Raw genomic sequence first — 20,481 nt, 5'->3', positions numbered from 1 at the left:
CTTACGTCGAGAGCGGCAGCTCTCGCACGCGCACCGTTCGCTCGCCGACCACCGCCAGCGCACCGGAGCTGAGCGCATCGCCGCACGTGGAAAGTACATCGACAACGACCGCCACGATCGCGTGTGGGCGGTGGTCCCGGCGCCGGATGAGCAGCACGCTGGGAAGGGTCGCGGACGTCCGGGCGAGCAGCGCACCGAAATCGGTGTCCAGGGTGACCAGGACGCGATCCTGCTGACCAGCCACCGCGAGAACATCAGGGTCGCCAGCGCCGACCATGCCCAGGCCCGCGATCGTGGCCACGTCGTGGCCGATCTCAACGAGCAAGCGCCCAACCTGCGGATGCAGGCACTCGTCGAGGAGGAGCTTCACCCGCCGATGCTGAGCGGGATCTCGCGCTCGCGCAGGGTCTCGGCGGCGAAGGTCAACGCCTCCGCAACGTCAGCGACGGTGAGTTGCGGGAAGTCCCGGGCAATGTCCTCCGGCGTTTGGCCCTCGGCCACGTACGCCACGACGGTCGCTACCGGGATCCGGGTGCCCTTTATGCACGGCACGCCGGCCATGATGTTCGAGTCCCGGCTGATCCGGTCGAAGGCCATGACTGCAGGATACGCCCGCTCGCCTGGCCTCCCGCAGCGCTGGCGCACGTCCGAGTCGGGTCAGCCCGCCGGTCCCCGACGGACGCCCACAGATACCGGTGGGCGCCTGCGGCCGGCGAAACAACTGCAACCACAACTGCAACCGCTGGCTGACCGCGGCGGCTCGTTGCGTGGCGCCCGTCGGGATTCATGCAGGTCAGACGGTGCCCGGGACGGGGATCGAACCCGTACTCCCTTGCGGGAAGCGAGGTTTAAGCTCGCCGTGGCTGCCGGTTACACCACCCGGGCGGGGTAGCTACCACGGTAGCGCCCGCGGCGGGCAGTGCGGCTGACGCCGGGTCAGCTGACCGTGAGCGTCAGCTTGGCGGTCGGATGGCGCGGGTCGAAGAAGTCGTAGGTCCCGGGGTTGGCCGGGGCGGTCAGTTCTTCCTTGCCCTTGGCCGGGACGTCGCCGTTGTAGAGGCGGTGGACCTTGTCCTCGAGGTTGTGCGCGACCGAGTCCTTGTTGACTATCTCGATGGTCGCGCCCGTCGAGACCGCGAGGGTCGAGGGGGTGATGAGGTTGTTCTTGATGGTCGCGGTCGGGGGGCCCGACGGCTGCGCCGGGCCGGCTGGGGTCTCGGCGTGGGTCGGGGTGGGGACCGGCGGGGTGGTGGCGCCGGCCGTGTTGCCGGTGCCGCAGGCCGCCAGGCCCGTGCCGACGAGCGTGAGCACCGCGCCGACGCGAACGGCGCGCCATCCGCGGGCGTGGCCCGATACCGCTGCGTCCACCGGTTGACTCCCCCTGCGTCGTTGACCGAACCCGTAAACGTTAGCGGTGTGGGCCGGCGAACAGCATTGGTTGAGCTTGTTTCTCTCAGCCGGCTCGAAGGTCGGGCATCTCGACGTCAGTGCTGACCCGGACCAACGCGGGACCGACCGTCAGGCATCGGCGATCTCCCGGGCCCGCACGAGCAGCGCGTCGATCATCGGCTCGGTCAGCCGTCCGGTGAACGTGTTCTGCTGGCTGGGGTGGAAACAGCCGAGCAGTCGGACGCCGCCGAGGTCAACCTCCGCGCCGTGCCCGAACTTGGGCAACGGCCGCGGAACCACCAGACCCGCGCCGGCCAGCGAGACCAGCGTGGCGGCCCAGCCGAAGCCCCCGAGGGCCACCACGACCCGCAGAGAGGGGAGCAGGAACCCGATCTCGCGATCCAGCCAGGGCCGGCAGGTGTCGCGTTCGGCCGGGGTCGGCGCGTTGGCCGGTGGGGCGCAGCGGACCGCCGCGGCCATCCGGGCAGCCGGCAAACGCTGGCCGTCGCCGGCGCGAACCGACGTGGGCAGGGCCGCCCAGCCCGTCCGATACAGGGAAGCGAACAGAAAGTCCCCGCTGCGGTCCCCGGTGAAGATGCGGCCGGTGCGGTTGCCGCCGTGCGCGGCCGGCGCCAGGCCGACCAGCAGCAACCGCGGCGACTCCGAACCCCACCCGGCGATCGGTCGGCCCCAGTAGGCCTCGGACGCATAGGAACGGCGCTTCTCGACGGCCACCTGCTCGCGCCACTCCACCAGCCGTGGGCAGGCCCGGCAGACGGACTGACGCGCCGTCAGTTCAGCAAGGTCCGGTGCCGAGGCAGCCAGGGCCGCGACCTCGGCACCGGTGCCTGCGACCGGGGTGTCCGGGCGCGCCGGATCCTCGGGCCATCCTGTGCCGGGAGCGACGCAGGCCGGTTTCATGGCTTCACAACAGCGAACGTGCGATGCCGTCGAGGATGTCGTGCTCCGAGGCGATCAGGTCCGCCTCACCGAGAGCGGTCACGACCCGGTCGAGGACCAGCGCGCCCGCGGGGATCGTGTCGACCCGGCCCGGATGCACCGGTCCCATCCCCGCGCGTTGCTCCCGGGTCGAGGCCAGCAGCTGGGCCGCCACCTCGTGGATGCGGGACGCCGGAATGCGAGCCTGGTGGATCTTCGCCGCGTCGTAGGTCGGCAGGTCCAGGGCGAGCGCGGTGACCGTGGTGACGGTCCCGGCCACGCCGATGATCGAGCGGGCCTGGCCCACCGGCACAGCCCGGACGGCGTCGGCGATCGCGGCGTCCACATCCGCCACCGCGGCCGCCACCTGCTCAGCCGTGGGCGGGTCGGTACGCAGGTGCCGTTCCAGCATCCGGACACAGCCGACGTCGACCGACCGCGCCGCCTCCGGGCCGGTGCTGCCCAGGACGAACTCGGTGGACCCCCCGCCGATATCGATGACCAGATACGGCGCGCCGATGCCCGCGGCGTCCAATCCGGCGGTGGCGCCGGTGAACGACAGTGCGGCTTCGACCTCGCCGGGCACGACCTCCGGGACGACGCCGAAGATCTCGGTCATCGCGGCGGTGAACTCGTCGCGGTTGGCGGCGTCGCGGGTGGCGCTGGTCGCCACGACCCGGACTCGCGCGACCCCCGCGGCCGCGATCGCCGCCGCGTAGCCGCGCGCCGCGTGGAACGTCCGCGCCAACGCCTCCGGCGCCAGCCGACCGGTCGCGTCGACGCCCTGCCCGAGGCGCACGATCTGCATCTGCCGGTCGACGTCGATCAACGCGCCGTCCTCGACCGAGTCGGCGATCAGCAACCGGATCGAATTCGTGCCGCAGTCGATCGCAGCGATTCGGGTCAAGCCCGCTCCCCCGTCCACCGCGTGCTGCACGGCTCCACCAGCCACCACCCGTTCACCTGCGCCACCGCCTCGTCGCCGAACAAGTTCACACCGGGCCCGGCCGCCAGCGAGTGCGCCGCGAGCGCGTGCAGGCACTTGACCCGTTCCGGCATGCCGCCGGCCGAGATGTCGGTCGTCTCCGGGACGTCGCCCAACTGCTGACGTCGCGTCAGATAGTCGGCGTGCGCGGCATGATGGGCCTGCGCCAGTTCCGGGACCTGCGCCAGCAGCGCGGTCATCCGCGCCATCAGACCGCCGGCCTCCAACGTGCCCAACGCCGAGGACAGCCGCGGGCAGGTCAGGTAGAACGTCGTCGGGAACGGGGTTCCGTCGGACAACCGGGGTGCGGTGGCGACCACGTCGGGCATTCCGCACGGGCAACGGTGGGCGACCGAGTCCACGTCGCGCACCGGGCGGCCCAACTGCCTGCTGACGTCGGCCAGGTCGACCCGCGAGGGCACCGGACCGAGTACCCCGGTCCGCTCAGCGGCCACGAGGATCCCGGCGCATCCCGGTCGGCGGGTGCTCGACCGGGGTGGCCGCGGTCGCGACGGACTGCATGAACCGACCCCACCAGGTCCCGGCCGCCACGGCGGCCGCGGCGTCCGGCGAACCCGCCGCGGGCGGCGGGTCGCTGACCCGGAAGGCCTCCTCGCCCGGCATCACGTAATGCAACCGCAGGCGCGCCTCCCGCTCGACGTAGAAGTTCTGCGAGCGAAGCTCGTTCTCCTTCTTCAACTGGGCGACCTGCGTTGCCCCGTTGACCACCTGCGCGCGCAGTTCGGCGACATGCTTGCGTTGCGCCAGGTAGCGCTGGACCGGGAACGCGACGGAGAACGCGGTCAGCACCAGCACCGAGGCGAACACCGCGGCCCGCCGGGTGAACGGGCTGCTGCGGACCTCGAGCAGCGCCACCGGGTCGACCACCGGTTCGGCGGTGGCCGGCACCCGGCCGCGGATCCCGCGTCGGGCCGGACGGCTCTCGCCGCGGCTCGCGGCCGGACGCGCCCGGTCGCGGGCGGTCGACCGCGGGACGCGGCTGCGGCGAGGCACCTTCATCGCAGGCTCAGTTCGCGGTGAACCGAGGGAAGGCGGCGGCACCGGCGTAGCGCGCGGCGTCGTCGAGTTCCTCCTCGATGCGCAGCAGTTGGTTGTACTTCGCGACCCGCTCGGAGCGGGCCGGGGCACCGGTCTTGATCTGCCCGCAGTCGGTGGCGACGGCCAGGTCGGCGATGGTGGTGTCCTCGGTCTCCCCCGAGCGGTGGCTCATCATCGCCCGGTAGCCGCTGCGGTGGGCCAGCGAGACGGCGTCCAATGTCTCGGTGAGCGTGCCGATCTGGTTGACCTTCACCAACAGCGCGTTGGCGCAGTCCTCGGCTATGCCGCGGGCCAGGCGCTTCGGGTTGGTGACGAACAGGTCGTCGCCGACCAACTGGACCCGCCGTCCGACGCGCTCGGTCAGCGCCTGCCAGCCGGCCCAGTCCTCCTCGTCCAACGGGTCCTCGATCGACACCAACGGGTAGGCGTCGAGCAGGCTCGCGTAGTAGTCCGACATCTGCTCGGCGCTACGGGAGCTGCCCTCGAAGTTGTAGGCGCCGTCCTTGTGGAACTCGGTCGCGGCGACGTCGAGTGCGAGCACGATGTCGCTGCCGAGAGTGAAGCCGGCCTGCTCGATCGCGCGGATGATCAGGTCGAGGGCGTCGCGGTTGCTCGGCAGGTCGGGGGCGAAACCGCCTTCGTCGCCCAGCCCGGTGGCCAGACCCTGGGCCTTCAGCACGGCCTTCAGGCAGTGGTAGGTCTCCGCGCCCCAGCGCAGAGCGTCGGCGAACGAGCCGGCCCCGATGGGGGCGATCATGAACTCCTGGATGTCGACGCCGGTGTCCGCGTGGGCGCCGCCGTTGAGGATGTTCATCATCGGCACCGGCAGCAGATGAGCGGTCGGGCCGCCGACGTAGCGGAACAGCGGCAGGCCGGCGCTCGCCGCGGCCGCTCGGGCCACGGCCAGGCTGATCCCGAGGATCGCGTTTGCACCGAGCCCGGACTTGTCCGGCGTGCCGTCGAGCCCGATCAGCTCCTGGTCGAGCAGCCGCTGTTCGGCGGCCGGGAACCCGATGAGCAGTTCTTCCATCTCCGGGCTGTTGACGGCCTCGACCGCGTCCTGCACGCCCTTGCCGCCGTAGCGCCCGGGGTCGCCGTCGCGCCGTTCCACCGCCTCGAACGCGCCGGTCGAGGCGCCGGAGGGGACCGCGGCCCGACCCACCGTGCCGTCGTCGAGGACCACCTCGACCTCGACGGTTGGGTTGCCGCGCGAGTCCAGGATCTCGCGGGCGCCGATGTCCTCGATCGTGGCCACCCCGGGCTCCTTACAGTCGTTCGATCGACACGGGCGCCGACCACCCTACCGAGAGGCGGACGCCACTCCGAGCAACCGCCGCAGGTGCCGCGGCGGTGGCGAGCCGTGGGCCAGCACCGCGTCGTGCAACTCCCGGATGCTCGCGCCCGGCCGGACCGCCGCCAGGTCACCGACGGTGTCGCGGACAGCCAGGTAGCCGACGAAGTAGGTCGAGAGCTGGGTCGACGTCAGCAGCGCGCGCCGCCACTTGCCGACGGCCTCGCCCTCCTCCTGGTGTCCGCGCTCGACCATCAGGTGCATGGCCTCCTCGCGGGTCATCCCGCGGGTGTGCACCCGGACGTCGAGGATCGCGTTGATCGTCATCCGAAGCTGCATCTTCAACTGCTGCATGCGCACCGCGTCGCCGCCGAAGCCGTGACGGGTCATCAGTTCCTCGGCGTAGACCGCCCAGCCCTCGACGAACACGCCGGACCAGAACGTCGACCGGACGCGGGTGCTCGTGCGCTGGCGGCGGTCGTGCGCGAGTTGCAGGACGTGGCCCGGCATGGCCTCGTGGATGGTCAGGTTGCGGACCATGTGCACGTTGTACTCGCGGAAGAACGAGGCGACCCGGTCCGGGGACCAGTCCGCGGGGGTCGGTGAGATCGCGTAGAAGGTGGGCAGCGACGCGGTCTCCAGCGGCCCGGGCGGGTCGCAGTAGGCGACGGCCACGCCACGGTGGATCTCCGGCATCACGACGATCTCGACCGGGTCGTCGTGGATCGTGACCAGGTCATGGGCGGCGACGAACTTCGTGGTCTCGGTCAGGGTCTGCTCGGCCAGCGCCACGATCGAGTCGTCGTCGGGGGCGTCGGCGGCCAACGCGTCGAGCACCTCGCGCACCTGGCCCGGGTGCGACGGGGCACCCGCGATCCGCGACGCCGCCTCGGCGATCTGCTCGCTCACCAGTTCGAGTTGGGCTTCCGCGGCCGCCAGCACGGCGTCGGGGGTGTCGGCGGTGTCCAGGGTCAGCCGCAGCTTGCGGGCGTAGAGCTCAGGGCCCAGACGGGGGTCGCCGACGGCGTCGTCCTGCCGCTCGGTGAGCCACGCGATGTGCTCGTCGAGCGCGGCGGTGGCGGCCTCCAGCGCGGGTTCGACCTCGGATCGGACGGCCTCGGCGCGGCGCAGGGCCCGCTCGAGCTCGGTGGCCAGCAGGGTGCGCGTGCCGGTGAACTGCCCGACCGCGGTGGACACGTGCACCTCGGGCAGGTCCTCGGCGTCGGCCCGGGCCGAGGCCAAGCTGGCCGGGATCGCCGCCAACCGCCCGCCGACGGCCCGCAGGCGCTCGGGCAGCGGCGCGAAATCGCGAGCCAGCAGCAGGTGGATCGCGGTGCCCGGGTTGGCCACCAGCGGGTTCCACCGGTACTCGGTGAGCTCGTCGAGGCTGAACAGGCGGGCGGCGATCCGGTTGCGCAGGATCGCGTGGTCGACCTGCTCGCCGAGCTCGAGTTCGGCAACGTCGAGGGCGTCCAACTGGGCGAGCCGCGCCCGCCATCCGGCGGCCTCCACGGCCCGCGCCGCCGCACCCGGTTCGGGCAGCCGGTGGTCGTGCCGGTGGTCGCCGAGCGACGTCGCGGCGACCGGGTCGGCGGCCAGGTAGTCGTCGATGACGTCAGCGGCCAGTCCCGGGAAGTGCGCGTCGCCCTGTTGGGTCATCGCCGGAGGTTATCGTGGCCTTCGCCGGCCGATTCGCCAGTTTGGAGTTGCCGCGTTGCCGAAGGTCTCCGTCGTCGTCCCCACCTACAACGTGGCCCGTTGGCTGCCCGAGTTCCTCGGCTCGCTCGACGCGCAGGCCGGCCGGCTCGCCGGGTACGAGCTGATCTTCGTCGACGACGGGTCGCCGGACGACTCCGCGCAGACGATCGCGGCGTGGATCTCCGGCTCGTCGGCTGATGCCCGACTGGTGAGCAAGCCGAACGGCGGGCTGTCCTCGGCCCGCAACGCCGGCCTCGCGGTCGCCACCGGTGAGTGGGTGACGTTCTGGGACCCGGACGACAAGCTGTCGCCGCCATATGCCACCGAGATCCGCGAGTTCGTCGAGTCCCCGGCCGCGGACTCGGTCGACCTGGTCGTCGGTCGGCTGGTGAAGTTCGCCGAGGCCACCGGCCGGCGCAGCACCCACCCGCTGGACCACCGGTTCAACCGCGGCGACCGGATCATCGACCTGGAGACCGAACCCGACGCGTTCCACCTGGCGGCCAATACCGCCTTCTACCGGACCGCCTTGCTGGCCGAGCACGGTCTGGTGTTCGACCACCGTGTCGTGCCGACCTTCGAGGACGGGCATCTGACGGGCCGTTACCTCGGTGCGGCCGGCCGCGCGCGGGTCGCCGTGCGGGCCCGGGCCCGTTATCTCTACCGGCGGCGGGCGGACCTCTCCTCGCTGGTTCAGGCCGGCTGGCAGAAGGACGTCAAATACCTGGCCCAGCCCCGCTACGGCTGGCTGGACCTGCTGCAATCGGTGCAGTCCGACCTGGGCCGGATCCCGGCCTGGGCGCAGTACATGGTCCTGTACGAGATCAGTTGGTACTACCGCTCCGAACTGATGGTGCCGAGCCGAACCGCCTGGGTCTCCCCGGAGTTGTCCGCCCAGTTCCACGAGATCCTCGGCGAGGTCGCCGCGCTGCTCGAGCCGGAGCACATCGAGCGGTTCGCGCACTCCGCCTCGGACACGCCCCCGGACCTGATCCCGGCACTGCTGGTCGGTGCCAAGGGCCTCCGGCGGCCGCCCATGCATGTGACGGTGGATCAGATCGACAAGGCCCGCCAGGTGGCGCGGCTGCGCTACTACTCCGACAACCCCGACACCGCCGAGGTGTTCGAGGTCGCCGGGCGCGCCGTCGAGCCGCGACACGCCAAGACCCGCAGCATCGAACTGCTGGGCCGGGCGATGGCGACCGAGCGCATCGCGTGGGTCGGCGCCACCGATACCGTCGCGGTCCGCGTCGACGGGGTCCGCCTGCCCGTCCGCGTCGGCCCGGTGGAGCACCCGCACCACGACGCCACCCCTGATCGCACCTGGCCGGTGCTGGCCGAGCGCGCGGCGCCGCTGCCGGCCGGCGCGGCCAAGTCCTCGCGCAGCCTGCAGCGCGAGCTGCTGCACAAGGCGCGGGAGTTCAAGCGTCGGCTGCCCAAGGCCCGCGCGGCCGCCAGGCAGAGGGCCGAGGACCTGCTGGCGCGGCGGATGTCCTCGGCCCCGCCGGCCCGGAAGGCCTTCACCGACGCCTGGCTGCTGATGGACGACACCAAGCGGGCCGGCGGCGACGCCGAACACCTGTACCGGCACTTGGTCGCGAACCACCCGGAGATCAACGCCTGGTTCGTGCTGCGCCGCGACAGCGCGGACTGGGACCGCCTGGCCGCGGCCGGCTTCCGGCTGCTCGAGCACCGCGGCAACCGCCACCGGATGGCCCTGCTCAACGCCGCCCAGGTGATCTCGGGCAACGGCGACGAGTCGACGGTCAATCCCCTGGACCGCAAGCGGTTCGGGGCCCGGCGCTGGCGCTGGACGTTCCTGCCGCCGCTCACGTTCGACCTCGACCTCGCGAATTGGCTCAACGAGCGGGCCGCCGACCTGACGCTGGTCGCCACCCGCGCCGAGGCCGACTCGATCACCGCCGACGGGTCCCGCTACCGGCACACCACGCTGGAGGTCGTCCCGGTCGGGCGGCCGCGGCACGACGCCCTGCTGGCCGCCGACCGAGCGCTCGACCCGGCCGCGCGGCGCACGGTGCTGTTCGTGCCGGCCGCGCCGGCGGTCCCGTGGCTCACGCCCGCGAGTTTCCTCGACCCGGCAACAGCGGCGTCCTGGAGCGCGATCCTGGGTTCCGAGCGACTGCAGAAGGCGGCCGCGGCGACGGGTCACGACCTGGCCGTGCTGGTGCACCCCGAGGAGGCCGGCGCGCTGAGCGTGCCGGGCAGCGTGACCGTGCACCGCCTCGACCCGGCCGCACCCTCCGGCCTGCCGATCACTTGCGCCGTTCTGGTCACCGACCACTCCACGTTGCGCCACGACGCGGCCTACCTGGGCCGCCGCGTCGTGCTGTGCCGGTTCCCGAGCGCTCCGATCCCCGGTCTCGCGCCCGGCCGCACCGCGCTGGACGAGAGCTTCGGCGCCGTCCTGACCGACCCGGAGGCCACGGTCGAGGCCCTGGTGACGCTGCTCGAGTCGGGCCCGCCGACACGAGCCGGCCAGGCGGAGTTCGCCGACGGCCGCTGCTGCGAGCGCGTTGTCGAGGCTGTCCGCGCCGCGGGCCGACCGGCGCAGGCGGTCTACCACTAGGTCCCTTCGTCGCGGCGTGCCGACGCCACGGCGGCCCGATTGTTCATCTCGGGCCGGCTGCCTGCGTCGATCGTTACCCTGTACGGCACCCGTCGAGGAGGAACGCTTTGCCCACGGTCTCGGTGATCCTGGCCAGTTACAACGTCTCTTCCTGGCTGGGCGAGTTCCTCACCTCGTTGGACGAGCAGATCGACGGGCTCACCGGGTACGAACTGATCTTCGTCGACGACGGGTCGACAGACGACACAGCGGCTCGGATCGAGGAGTGGATCGCCCGTTCGGGTGCCGACGCGAAGTTGATCCGGCAGGCGAACACCGGGGCGGGCGGGGCCCGCAACGCCGGACTGGAGCACGCTCGCGGGCAGTGGGCCACGTTCTGGGACCCGGACGACATGCTGATGGACGGCTACTGCGGCGAGATCCGCCGCTTCCTGGCCTCGCCGCAGGCCGCCGAGGTCGACCTGGTGGTCTCCCGGATCGTGTGGTTCAACGAGGCCACCGGGCGCCGGCAGCACCACCCGTTGAACTACCGGTTCGAGGACGGCAACCGGATCGTCGACCTCGAGTCCGAGCCGCGGATGATCCACCTGGCCACGAACACCGGCTTCTACCGGATGTCGGTGCTGCGCGAGCGCGGCCTGAAGTTCGACAGCCGGGTCGTCCCGACCTTCGAGGACGGCCACCTGACGGGGCGTTACCTGGCCGGTTTCGAGCGCCCGAAGATCGCCCTGTGCGGCGATGCCCACTACCTGTACCGGCGCCGGGCCGACGATTCGTCGCTGGTCCAGACGGCGTGGAGCCGCGAGGAGAAGTACACCGCGCAGCCCCGCTACGGCTGGCTCGATCTGCTCCAGACGGTGAAAGCCGAGCGCGGCCGGGTGCCGCACTGGACGCAGCACGTCGTGCTCTACGAGTTGCAGTGGTACTTCCGCTTCGAGCAGGCCGTGCCGAACCGCACCGCCTGGGTGCCGGCGCCGATCGCCGCGGAGTTCCACCGCACGCTGGCGGAGGTCGTCGAGTACCTCGACGACGACTACATCCAGACGTTCGCGAGCCAGATCAACGGGTTCCGCGTCGACATGGCCGCCGCGCTGATGCTCGCCAAGACTGCTGAACACAGCAAGGGCGGGGAGCACCGGACCCCGTACGCCACCGTCGACCGGATCGACTCCCGGCGCCGCCTGGCCCGGTTGCGTTACTACTTCGGCACGCAGCTGCCTGTCGAGGACTTCCGGGCGAACGGACGGCGGGTCGTCCCCCGGCACGCCACCACGCGACTGATCCAGTTCCTCGGGCGGCCCCTGGCCCACGAGCGGATCATCTGGTTCCCGGCCACCGACACGGTTTCGCTGTCACTGGACGGTCACCCGATCCGCATCGAGGTCGGTCAGGTGGGCAACGACAGCTTCGAGGCCGCGCCGGACCGGACCTGGCGGGAACTCGCCGGGCAGGCCCCGCCGAGTGGTTCGCGCTCGACGATCCCCACCAAGCTGGCCGACCGGCGACGCCGGATCGAAGGCACGTTGCGCGACCTGAAGCGGCGGGCGCCGCGGGCCGTGCCGGTGGCGCGCAGCATCCTGGCCGACCAGGCGGTGCTGCGACTGTCGGCCACTCCGCCGGTGCGCAAGCAGTTCGCGAACGCCTGGGTGCTCATGGACCGCGACACAGCCGCGCAGGACAACGCCGAGCACCTCTATCGGCACCTGCGTGCCGAGCAGCCGGAGATCAACGCCTGGTTCGTGCTCAACCGCGACAGCATCGACTGGGATCGCCTTTCCGCGGAGGGGTTCCGGCTGCTCGAGCACGGCAGCCCGAAGCACAAGCTGGCGCTGCTGAACTGCCGGCACCTGGTCTCGTCGCACGCCGACGGGTACGTCGTCAAACCGCTGAGCACCAAGCGCTACGGCCACTCCACGTGGAACTTCTCGTTCCTGCAGCACGGGGTCATCAAGGACGACCTGTCGACGTGGCTGAACCCCAAGCCACTGGACCTGTTCCTGACCAGCACCCGCGACGAGTACGAGTCGATCGCCGGTGCAGGCAACCGCTACCGCTACTCCTCGCTGGAGATCGCGCTGACCGGGTTGCCGCGCCACGACCGGCTGCGCAAGCTCGGCCGGGCGGCCGCGCCGGAGCAGCGCAAAACGCTGGTCTTCATGCCCACGTGGCGTTGGCACCTGGTCGGCGAGCGCAGCAAGAGCGGCAACAAACGGTCCCGCATCCAGGGCTTCTGGGAGAGCGAGTTCATGCAGGGCTGGCGTGCGGTCCTGGAGTCCGACCGACTCCGCAAGGCCGCCGAGGCACACGGCGTGAGCATCAAGATGGTGATGCACCCGAACATGGAGGAGTACGCGGCCGACAGTCCGCTGCCCGCCGAGATCAGCGTTTCACGGTTTGCCGACGTGGATATTCAGGAGCTGCTCGCCGGCGCCGTCGCGCTGGTCACCGACTTCTCGTCGCTGGCCTTCGACGCGGCTTACATCGATCGGCCGGTCGTCTACTACCAGTTCGACATGGAGGAGTTCTACGGGAATCACGTTTACACGAAGGGATACTGGAGCTATCCGGAGCACGGCTTCGGGCCGGTCTGCCCGGACGCCGAATCAGCGCTCGATTCGATCATCGCCCTGATCGAGAACGGCGGGACTCCGGCACCGGAACACCTGGCGCGGATCGAGCGGACCTTCGAATACCGCGATGGGCAGTGCTGCGAGCGGACGGTGCAGCGGATCCTGGCGCTCGAGCGACCGCCGACCGCGGCGGAGATGTACGTCGAGGTCTGAGCGCTGCACGGTTGCAGCATCGCGAAGTCCGAAAGCCCAAACAAGCTGTCCAGGCAAATTCGCCCGTCCCCGTCAGCGCTTGGTGCCGACGACTCGGTAGAGCACCGGATCCTCGTCCCGGTACGGCGAAAGTCCGGCGCTCTCCAACTCGTGGACCACGTCGAACCCGTACTGCTGCGACAGCGCAACCCCGAACGCCGGGCCGTCCTGGAAGCGGCGGTAATGCTTCTCGTGCACCTTCCGAAGGCCCATGTCGGCGGTGGTGCGGAACTCCGCCGCGAACATGTCGCCCGGCCGAGCGGCGTCGCGGATCTCGACCATCAAGGTGTTCTGGACCTCGACAGGGATCGAGTGCAGGAAGAACCGCGCGTAGAACATCAGCGCCGAGTCCCCCGCACGTTCCGCGGCCACCCGGAGCACCTCACGCAGCGCGCGCGGGTCCGCGACGTCGCAGGCCACGAAGCCGACCTGTTCGGTGCCCATGTCCGCGGCCTTCTTGGCCGCGTGGCGCACGCCGATGTGCGAACGGTCCAGACCGGTTACAGTGCGCCCGGCCAGCCCGAAGGCGTAGGAGTCGCGGCCGTCGCCGCAACCGATGTCGATCACGTGGCCAGGCATGTCCGGCCGGGCGTTCACCGCGTCGAAGAACGTCGAGCCGTTGGTGTACTCGGTCCGGGCGTAGAAGTTCGCCCAGTAGATCTCCTCGCGGTCCTCCAACGAGAGCAGGCCCTCGGTGGCCCGCACCCGGCGGTCGCGGTCCCAGTGGAACCCCGGCGTGGGGATCTGCCAGTTCGGCCCGTAGATGGTCTCGACCAGCGCCTCGGGGTTCGCCGGCACCAGGACCTTGCCCACCGCGAACGGGACCTCCACGACCCCGCCCCACTTCTCGACACCGAAGTCGGTCACGCCGGCCGCGCCGAACGGGAAACGCAGAATGCCGTCCGCGTCGAAGTAGAGGTGGAAGATGTCGATCCGGACGCGCGCCTCGACGTCGTGGATGTGCACGGCGCTCATCCGCGGGCTGACGTCGTAGCCGGCGTCGATCAGCGCGAACGCCAGTCGCTTCAACTCGGCGGACGCCTCCCCGCCGGTCCGCGCGGAGCAGAGCACCGCGACGTCGAAGTCGTCGTCGTGGCCGATGAAGCCCTGCTCCCGCACCGCGCCGAGCAGGCTGCCGTACATCGCGAACAGTTCCAGCCCGCCGAGGTCGTGCACCGAGGCACGCAACCGGCCGTAGCCGTCCAGCATCCGGCGTTGCCAGGCCGTGTCGAACTTCTTCGACAACTGCAGGATCCCGCGGCGGGAGAAGACGAAACCTTCGTCGATCCTCCGCGTCAGGTCGGCGACCGTGTACTCGCCGTCCCCCTCCGGCCGGCAGCTCATCCCGTGCCCGACGATCGGCAGTGGGGACCCGTCGGCCCGGACGGTCAGGCAGTCCCCGGCCCGGGCGTAGTTCCAGATGTCCTTCAACTGGAGCCGGAACGGCCGCCGCTCCGGGTCGCCGGTGGGTTCGGCGACCGCGAGCGCCCAGGTCGCGGCGACCTGCCGGTCCTGCAGGTGCAGCGTGATCCGCACCGGTCCCGCCGGCTGCGGCACCGCCACCCACCCGGCGACGTCCCAGCGGGTGAACTCCTCGACGACGCCGGGCACCGAGGCCGTGCCCGCGGCCGACGTCGGAGCGCTCCCGGGACGGGCGGCGAGGAAAGCGCGGGCCCGACGTTCCATCCGGCGGGCACCGCGACGCATGACGCGCCTGCCCCGCGCCACCAGAACAGCGGCCTTCGGTCGGCGTTTACCAGCCATGTGCACGGGTTCTCCGCAACGTCAGCCCGGGGTGGCGGTCGAGCGTTGCCGCCACCATAACCTGAGGTGACAGCCGACCCTCCGACATTCGGCGGGGTGTCACGACCCCGCCGCAGCCGCCGCCCGCTCGGCCGCCCGGACGGCCTCGACGTAGCGCCGGGCGCTGGCCCGCAACGCCGACTCGGGGTCCTCGCCCCGCTGCCGGGCCAGCGCCACCAGCGCGAACAGGGCATCGCCGAGGTCGACATCGGCGGGCAGTTCCGCCGGCGCCACCTGCGGGCCGACCCCGCCGCGACCGGCCCGAGCCTGCACCTTCGCGGCCAGGGCCAACGCGGGCTGAGCCAACGGGACGCCGTCCATCGTCGAAGTGCGGCCCTTCTCCGCCGCCTTCAACGCATCCCAGCGGGCCTCGACGTCCGCGGCGTCGGCAACGGTCGCGTCGCCGGAGTCGCCGAACACGTGCGGGTGACGCCGCGTCAGCTTCGTGGTGATCCCGGTGGCGACGTCGTCGATGTCGAACGGGTCGTCCGGGTCCTCGGCGGCCACTCGGGCGTGGAACACGACCTGCAGCAGCAGGTCGCCGAGTTCCTCTCGCAACCCGGCCCGATCAGCGGTCTCGACGGCCTCGACGGTCTCGTAACACTCCTCGATCAGGTACTGCAGCAGCGAGGAGTGGGTCTGCTCGGCATCCCACGGGCAACCCCCCGGCGAGCGCAGCCGGTCCATCACCGCGACCAGGTCCAGCAGCCGCTCCCCGGTCACCGGCGCTCAGTTCGAGGGGCGCAGGGAGGGGCGCAGGAAGTCGAACGCGACCGGGTTGATCTGGCCGGCGGTCGGGTCGAACGAGCCGTAGCGCGGGTTGATCCGGATGCGCATCGCGCGGGCCGCGTCGACCAGGTTGCCGAGCAGCTTCGCTGTCACCTGGTCGTGCGACAGCCCGGGGGTCGAGCTGGTGATCTTCGCGATCATCTTCTGGTCGAGCAGCTGCTGGCGGAACACTTCATCGGCAGCGTTGAGGCTCAGGTTGCTGCGGGCGAACTCCTGGGCGAGCCCGGCGTCGCCGCCGAGCTGCTTGCGCTCGTTGGCCAGCGCGGTGGAGACCTCGCCGGGGCTGACCGCGACGCCGAGGCTCTTGGCAGCCTTGTCGAAGACCAGGTCGACGACCCGGCGTTGGACCTCGTCGCGGGCCGCAGTCGGATTGTCGGCCGGCGCGATCCCGTACTTCTGCTGCAGGGCATGCACCGACTTCAACGTGCCCTGGATGTCCGTGACGGTGATCCGCTTGTCGTCGACCACAGCGGCGGCGCCGAGCTGCGACGGCGAGCACGCGGACAGCGCCGAGGAGCCCAGAGCGGCGACCAGTACGGCCGACCCGACACGTCCAACCCTCACGACCGGCCTCTCCTTCTTCAGCACTGGCCTTCATCCGGCGGCCGGTTCCCCGAGCACCGCGTCGACCAGTTCGCGCGCCCAGTCCAGCAACTCGATCCCGACGACCGGGCTGCCGGCGACACGTGCGGTCGTCGGCCTGGGCACCAGGATCGTACGGGTCGCCACCTTCACGATCGTGCGCGGGTAGAGACGTTGCAGCCGCAGTTGCTGGGACTCCCGCAGCTCCACCGGCGCGAAGCGGATGTTCGGCCCGGCCAGCGTGACCTCCTCCACCCCACGGGTGCGCAGGTGCGCCCGGAACCGGGCCACGACCAGCAGGTTCTCCACCTGCTCGGGCAGCGGACCGTAACGGTCCGTCAGTTCCGCGTGGACCGCGGCGATGTCTGCATCCGGTTCCACACCGGGCGTGGTGCCGATCGCCGCGATGCGTCGGTAGGCCTCCAGCCGCAGCCGCTCGGTGGCCAGCCAGTCGTGCGGGATGTGCGCGTCGATCGGCAGTTCGACGCGAACCTCGGCCGGCGGCGGGGGCGCGTCGGGACCGGCCTTGTACTCGGCCACGGCCTCCCCGACCATCCGCACGTACAGGTCGAACCCGACGCCCTCGATGTGGCCGGACTGCTCGCCGCCGAGCAGGTTGCCGGCGCCGCGGATCTCCAGGTCCTTCATCGCCACGTACATGCCAGCGCCGAGTTCGGTGTGCTGCGCGATGGTGGCCAGCCGCTCGTGGGCGGTCTCGGTAAGCGGTTTCTCACCCGGGTAGAGGAAGTAGGCGTAACCACGTTCGCGCGATCTCCCCACCCGGCCCCGCAACTGGTGCAGCTGGGCGAGCCCGAGCATGTCGGCGCGTTCGACGATCAGCGTGTTGGCATTCGAGATGTCCAGGCCGGTCTCGACGATCGTCGTACAGACCAGCACGTCCGAGCGGCGCTCCCAGAAGTCGACGATGACCTGCTCGAGCACGTGCTCGTTCATCTGCCCGTGGGCGGTCGCGATCCGGGCCTCGGGGACGAGCTCGGCCAACCTGCGGGCAGCCTTGTCGATCGACTCGACCCGGTTGTGGACGTAGAACACCTGGCCGTCACGCAGCAGCTCCCGGCGGATCGCGGCCTGGATCTGCTTGTCGGCGTAGGCGCCCACGAAGGTGAGCACCGGGTGCCGTTCCTCCGGCGGCGTGGCGATCGTGGACATCTCCCGGATTCCGCTGATCGACATCTCCAGCGTCCGCGGGATCGGGGTGGCCGACATCGTGAGCACGTCGACGTGAACCCGCAGCGCCTTCAGCTTCTCCTTGTGCTCGACGCCGAAGCGCTGCTCCTCGTCGACCACGATCAGGCCGAGGTCGCGGAACTTGGTCTGCGGCGACAGGAGCCGATGCGTTCCGATCACCACGTCGACCGAGCCGTCGGACAGCCCGGACAGGACCGCGTCGGTGTCGCTCGGGGAGGTGAACCGCGACAGCGCGCGCACGCTGACCGGGAAGGCGCTGTAGCGCTCGGAGAACGTCGAGAAGTGCTGCTGGGCCAGCAGCGTCGTCGGCACCAGCACGGCGACCTGCTTGCCGTCCTGCACGGCCTTGAACGCCGCCCGCACCGCGATCTCGGTCTTGCCGTAGCCGACGTCACCGCAGATCACCCGGTCCATCGGGTACGGCTTCTCCATGTCGGCCTTCACGTCGTCGATGGCCGACATCTGGTCCGGGGTCTCGACGTAGCCGAAGGCGTCCTCCAGTTCCCGTTGCCACGGGGTGTCCGGCCCGAAGGCGTGGCCGGGCGCGGAAGTGCGCGCCGCGTAGAGCCGGATCAGCTCACCGGCGATCTGTTTGACCGCCTTGCGAGCCCTGCCCTTGGCCTTCTGCCAGTCCGCCCCACCCAGCCGGTGCAGGGCAGGGGCCTCGCCGCCGACGTAGCGGGTGACCTGCTCGAGCTGGTCGGTGGGCACGAACAGCCGGTCGCCCGGCTGGCCACGCTTGGAGGCCGCGTACTCGATGACCACGTACTCGCGGGTGGCGTCGCCGACCTTGCGGCTGGTCATCTCGACGTACTTGCCGACGCCGTGCTGCTCGTGGACGACGTAGTCGCCGGGCCGCAGTGCCAGCGGATCGACGGCGTTCTTGCGTCGGCTGGGCAGGCGTTTCGACAGGTCCTTGGTGGCGCCGACGACCCGGCTGGTCAGGTCGGTCTCGGTGAGCACCGCCAACTTCCCGGCCTCGAAGAGGAAGCCGTTGGACAGCTGGCCGCAGGTGACCGAGACGATCCCCGGCTCGGGGGCGTCGGTGATCTCGTCGACGGCGCGTCCGGGCAGGTCGGCGCCGGAGAGCAGTTCGAGCACCCGGTCGGCGGTGCCGTGCCCGCCGACCACAAGCACGACCGCCCAACCCTGCGCTGTCCAGTCCCGGAAGTCGGCCAACGCCTTGGCGGTGTCGCCGTGGTAGGCAGGCGGGGCCTGCGCAGCCAACGCCTGACCGTCGAGCACGTAGTCCAGGCTGGCCTGCTCGGCGCCGGTCTCCTGCGCCGAGGCCGCGAACGGCGCGATCGTCCACCACGGCAGCCCGAGCTCGCGGACATGCGTGCGGACCTCGCCAAGCCCACGCAGGGCCGCCGAGCCCAGGTCGATCGGCGCCTGACCGCCGACGGCGGCACCGGACCAGGACGCCTCCAGGAACTCCTGGCTGGTCCGGCCCAGGTCAGCCGCACGGGCCCGGACCCGCTCCGGGTCGACGGCCACGATCAAGGTCTGGGCCGGCAGTTGGTCGACCAGCAGCTCCATGCGGTCGACCAGCACCGGCGAGAGGGCCTCCATGCCCTCGACAGCGATTCCCTCGGCGATCTTGCCGAGCATCTCGTCGAGTTCGGGGTGGGCGTTGCGCAGCGCGGCGGCCCGGGCCCGAACGTCCTTGTCCAGCAACAGTTCCCGGCACGGCGGCGCCCAGAGCCCGACGGGTTCCTCCGCCTCCTCCGGCGAGAGGCTGCGCTGGTCGGCGACCCGGAACGGGCGGATCGACTCGACCGTGTCGCCCCAGAACTCCACCCGGAGCGGGTGTTCCTCGGTCGGCGGGAACACGTCGACGATCCCGCCGCGGACAGCGAACTCCCCACGCCGTTCGACCAGGTCGACCCGGCTGTACGCGGCCCCGGCCAGCGCCTCGACCATCACCTCGAGCTCGATCTCGTCGCCGACCCGTGCCCGGACCGGCTCCAACGCCCCCAAGCCGGGAACCATCGGCTGCAGCAAGCTGCGCACCGGGCAGAGCACCACGCTCAACGGACCTGCTGACGGATCGTCAGCAACGGGCCGGTTCAGCCGCCGCAGCACCGCCAGGCGCCGGCCGACCGTGTCCGCTCGGGGCGAGAGCCGCTCGTGCGGCAGCGTCTCCCAGGACGGGAACACCGCCACCCGCTCGGTCGGCAGCAGCGAACCCAGCGCTGCCTGCAGATCCTCGGCCTCGCGGCCGGTCGCGGTGACGACCAGCACTGTGCGCCCGGTCCGCGCCATCGCCGCCACCATCAGCGACCGCAGCCCGACCGGGGCGATCAGATCGCGACCGGCGGCGTCGGGCCGGTCGAGGGCCCCGAGGGCGGAATCGAGCACCGGGTCGGCACGCAGCACGTCGAGCAGACCGACTACGGACATCAGCGGGCCCCCAGGTTGGACAACACGAACGCCCCATCGCGACGAGCGCGTGGGGTCGTCCCCAGCCTACGTTCCCTTTCGGCAGCGCACCGCAGGGCACTTGGCGAACAACACCGAGCAGGTAGTTGACGTGGGAGTGTCGGCCGAGCTACGACGTCGGGGCGCAGTTCAGGTCTGTCGCGGCGGAGTCGCCGGTCAGTTCAGCGACCAGGTTGTCGGCCAGCTGCTCCCACCGGCCGTAGGCCCACGGGAAGGCCGAGGCCTGCACGGTCTGCGCGGCCACGGTCAGCGGCAGCGACTGCCAGTCCGGCACGGCCGCCAGCGAGCTGTAGAACTGCTTCGCCGCGTAGGTCGGGGTGTGCACCTGTGAGTAGGAGCCCCAACCCATCGACGGCCGCTGCTGGAACAACCCCACCGAGTCGCGGTCGCCACCGCTCATGTTGATCAGGTTCGACTCCTGCCAGGCGGTCGCCAACGCGATCACCTCGGCCCGCACCGGCAGGCCCATCTGCTGCCCGACGTCGATGATCGTCTTCGCGTTCTTCAACTGGGACGGGTCGTTGGTGGGCAGCCGCTGGATGTTCGAGTTGAACTTGCACTCCCGGTGCAGCGCGGTCAGCCGGGTCGCTGCCGCCGCGGCGGCCTGCTGCTGGACCGCGGCGACGCGGGTCGCCAGCAACTGCCGGGCCAGCCCCCGCGAGGCGGCGGCAACGGCCGCGAGGTTCTGCGGCGCATCGGTGTTCGCGGCCGAGACTCCCGACGGGGTCGGGTCGGCTGGACCGAGTTCGAGGGCGGAGGACTCCGCCGCCGCCCCGGCCGCGTTGCGGGAGTCGTTCCCCTCGACGTCGGCCAGGGCGATCGCGCCGGCCGCTGCCACGGCGACCGCCGTAGCTCCGGCAATGGCCGGTTTCCGCGAGCGGGTCGC

Annotated in this window: 16 protein-coding genes and 1 tRNA gene; 2 read left to right on the top strand and 15 right to left on the bottom strand. The window is 71.2% G+C overall.

Features of this window, described 5'->3' with window-relative positions; translation table 11 throughout:
* Position 1: 1 nt before the first annotated feature.
* The 10 genes from VHU88_08650 to VHU88_08605 all read right to left on the bottom strand — a co-directional run bounded on the left by VHU88_08650 (position 2) and on the right by VHU88_08605 (position 7,322).
* Positions 2-370: a DUF5615 family PIN-like protein gene (locus tag VHU88_08650; GenBank protein ID HEX3611739.1), complete on the bottom strand. Its 369-nt coding sequence runs from the start codon at positions 368-370 to the stop codon at positions 2-4.
* Entirely contained in the window at positions 367-597 is a 231-nt protein-coding gene (locus VHU88_08645; protein ID HEX3611738.1) for a DUF433 domain-containing protein, read from the bottom strand. The genes VHU88_08650 and VHU88_08645 overlap by 4 nt, the downstream gene beginning before the upstream one ends.
* 204 nt (positions 598-801) lie before the next feature.
* Positions 802-885 (bottom strand) — tRNA-Leu (locus VHU88_08640).
* Between the two features lie 51 nt (positions 886-936).
* On the bottom strand, positions 937-1,368 hold the full coding sequence (locus VHU88_08635; protein ID HEX3611737.1) for a cupredoxin domain-containing protein: 432 nt from the start codon (positions 1,366-1,368) through the stop codon (positions 937-939).
* A 150-nt stretch (positions 1,369-1,518) separates the two neighbouring features.
* A complete protein-coding gene (locus VHU88_08630) occupies positions 1,519-2,310 on the bottom strand; it encodes a uracil-DNA glycosylase (GenBank protein ID HEX3611736.1) in 792 nt (263 codons plus the stop codon).
* A 4-nt stretch (positions 2,311-2,314) separates the two neighbouring features.
* Positions 2,315-3,235, bottom strand: coding sequence for an exopolyphosphatase (locus VHU88_08625; protein ID HEX3611735.1), 921 nt, complete (start codon positions 3,233-3,235; stop codon positions 2,315-2,317).
* Entirely contained in the window at positions 3,232-3,768 is a 537-nt protein-coding gene (locus tag VHU88_08620; GenBank protein ID HEX3611734.1) for a DUF501 domain-containing protein, read from the bottom strand. Before VHU88_08620 ends, VHU88_08625 begins: the two co-directional genes overlap by 4 nt.
* Positions 3,758-4,333 (bottom strand): septum formation initiator family protein, encoded by a 576-nt coding sequence (locus tag VHU88_08615; protein HEX3611733.1) that lies wholly within the window; start codon positions 4,331-4,333, stop codon positions 3,758-3,760. The genes VHU88_08620 and VHU88_08615 overlap by 11 nt, the downstream gene beginning before the upstream one ends.
* 7 nt (positions 4,334-4,340) lie before the next feature.
* Positions 4,341-5,627, bottom strand: a complete 1,287-nt coding sequence (gene eno / locus VHU88_08610; protein HEX3611732.1) for a phosphopyruvate hydratase — start codon at positions 5,625-5,627, stop codon at positions 4,341-4,343.
* Positions 5,628-5,672: 45 nt separating this feature from the next.
* Complete coding sequence (locus VHU88_08605; GenBank protein HEX3611731.1) at positions 5,673-7,322, bottom strand: DUF885 domain-containing protein; 1,650 nt, start codon at positions 7,320-7,322, stop codon at positions 5,673-5,675.
* Positions 7,323-7,377: 55 nt separating this feature from the next.
* Between VHU88_08605 and VHU88_08600 the strand changes: the two genes are divergently transcribed.
* On the top strand, positions 7,378-9,948 hold the full coding sequence (locus VHU88_08600) for a glycosyltransferase (protein HEX3611730.1): 2,571 nt from the start codon (positions 7,378-7,380) through the stop codon (positions 9,946-9,948).
* A gap of 107 nt (positions 9,949-10,055) precedes the next feature.
* Positions 10,056-12,731, top strand: coding sequence for a CDP-glycerol glycerophosphotransferase family protein (locus VHU88_08595; protein HEX3611729.1), 2,676 nt, complete (start codon positions 10,056-10,058; stop codon positions 12,729-12,731).
* 72 nt (positions 12,732-12,803) lie between these two features.
* Here VHU88_08595 and VHU88_08590 read toward each other — a convergent pair whose 3' ends face one another.
* From VHU88_08590 to VHU88_08570, 5 genes are all read right to left on the bottom strand, one after another.
* Complete coding sequence (locus VHU88_08590; GenBank protein ID HEX3611728.1) at positions 12,804-14,534, bottom strand: methyltransferase domain-containing protein; 1,731 nt, start codon at positions 14,532-14,534, stop codon at positions 12,804-12,806.
* A 99-nt stretch (positions 14,535-14,633) separates the two neighbouring features.
* Positions 14,634-15,296 carry a MazG family protein gene (locus tag VHU88_08585; protein ID HEX3611727.1) on the bottom strand — a complete coding sequence of 221 codons (663 nt, stop codon included), beginning with the start codon at positions 15,294-15,296 and terminating at the stop codon, positions 14,634-14,636.
* 6 nt (positions 15,297-15,302) lie between these two features.
* Positions 15,303-15,926: a hypothetical protein gene (locus VHU88_08580; protein HEX3611726.1), complete on the bottom strand. Its 624-nt coding sequence runs from the start codon at positions 15,924-15,926 to the stop codon at positions 15,303-15,305.
* Positions 15,927-15,956: 30 nt separating this feature from the next.
* Complete coding sequence (gene mfd / locus VHU88_08575; protein ID HEX3611725.1) at positions 15,957-19,556, bottom strand: transcription-repair coupling factor; 3,600 nt, start codon at positions 19,554-19,556, stop codon at positions 15,957-15,959.
* A gap of 148 nt (positions 19,557-19,704) precedes the next feature.
* The gene (locus VHU88_08570) at positions 19,705-20,433 is read right to left on the bottom strand and encodes a hypothetical protein (protein ID HEX3611724.1); all 729 of its coding nucleotides are present in this window, start codon (positions 20,431-20,433) and stop codon (positions 19,705-19,707) included.
* Positions 20,434-20,481: the final 48 nt, after the last annotated feature.

Source organism: Sporichthyaceae bacterium (assembly GCA_036269075.1).
GTDB lineage: Bacteria > Actinomycetota > Actinomycetes > Sporichthyales > Sporichthyaceae > DASQPJ01.
Note: the sequence above shows the minus strand (reverse complement) of the source record. Positions and strands in the feature narration are given on the sequence as shown.

What these genes read in the sequence shown, in the direction of transcription:
- VHU88_08645 (HEX3611738.1), bottom strand. Translation starts at nt 597, where the DNA reads ATGGCCTTCGACCGGATCAGCCGGGACTCGAACATCATGGCCGGCGTG.
- VHU88_08630 (HEX3611736.1), bottom strand. Translation starts at nt 2,310, where the DNA reads ATGAAACCGGCCTGCGTCGCTCCCGGCACAGGATGGCCCGAGGATCCG.
- VHU88_08615 (HEX3611733.1), bottom strand. Translation starts at nt 4,333, where the DNA reads ATGAAGGTGCCTCGCCGCAGCCGCGTCCCGCGGTCGACCGCCCGCGAC.
- VHU88_08605 (HEX3611731.1), bottom strand. Translation starts at nt 7,322, where the DNA reads ATGACCCAACAGGGCGACGCGCACTTCCCGGGACTGGCCGCTGACGTC.
- VHU88_08590 (HEX3611728.1), bottom strand. Translation starts at nt 14,534, where the DNA reads ATGGCTGGTAAACGCCGACCGAAGGCCGCTGTTCTGGTGGCGCGGGGC.
- mfd (HEX3611725.1), bottom strand. Translation starts at nt 19,556, where the DNA reads ATGTCCGTAGTCGGTCTGCTCGACGTGCTGCGTGCCGACCCGGTGCTC.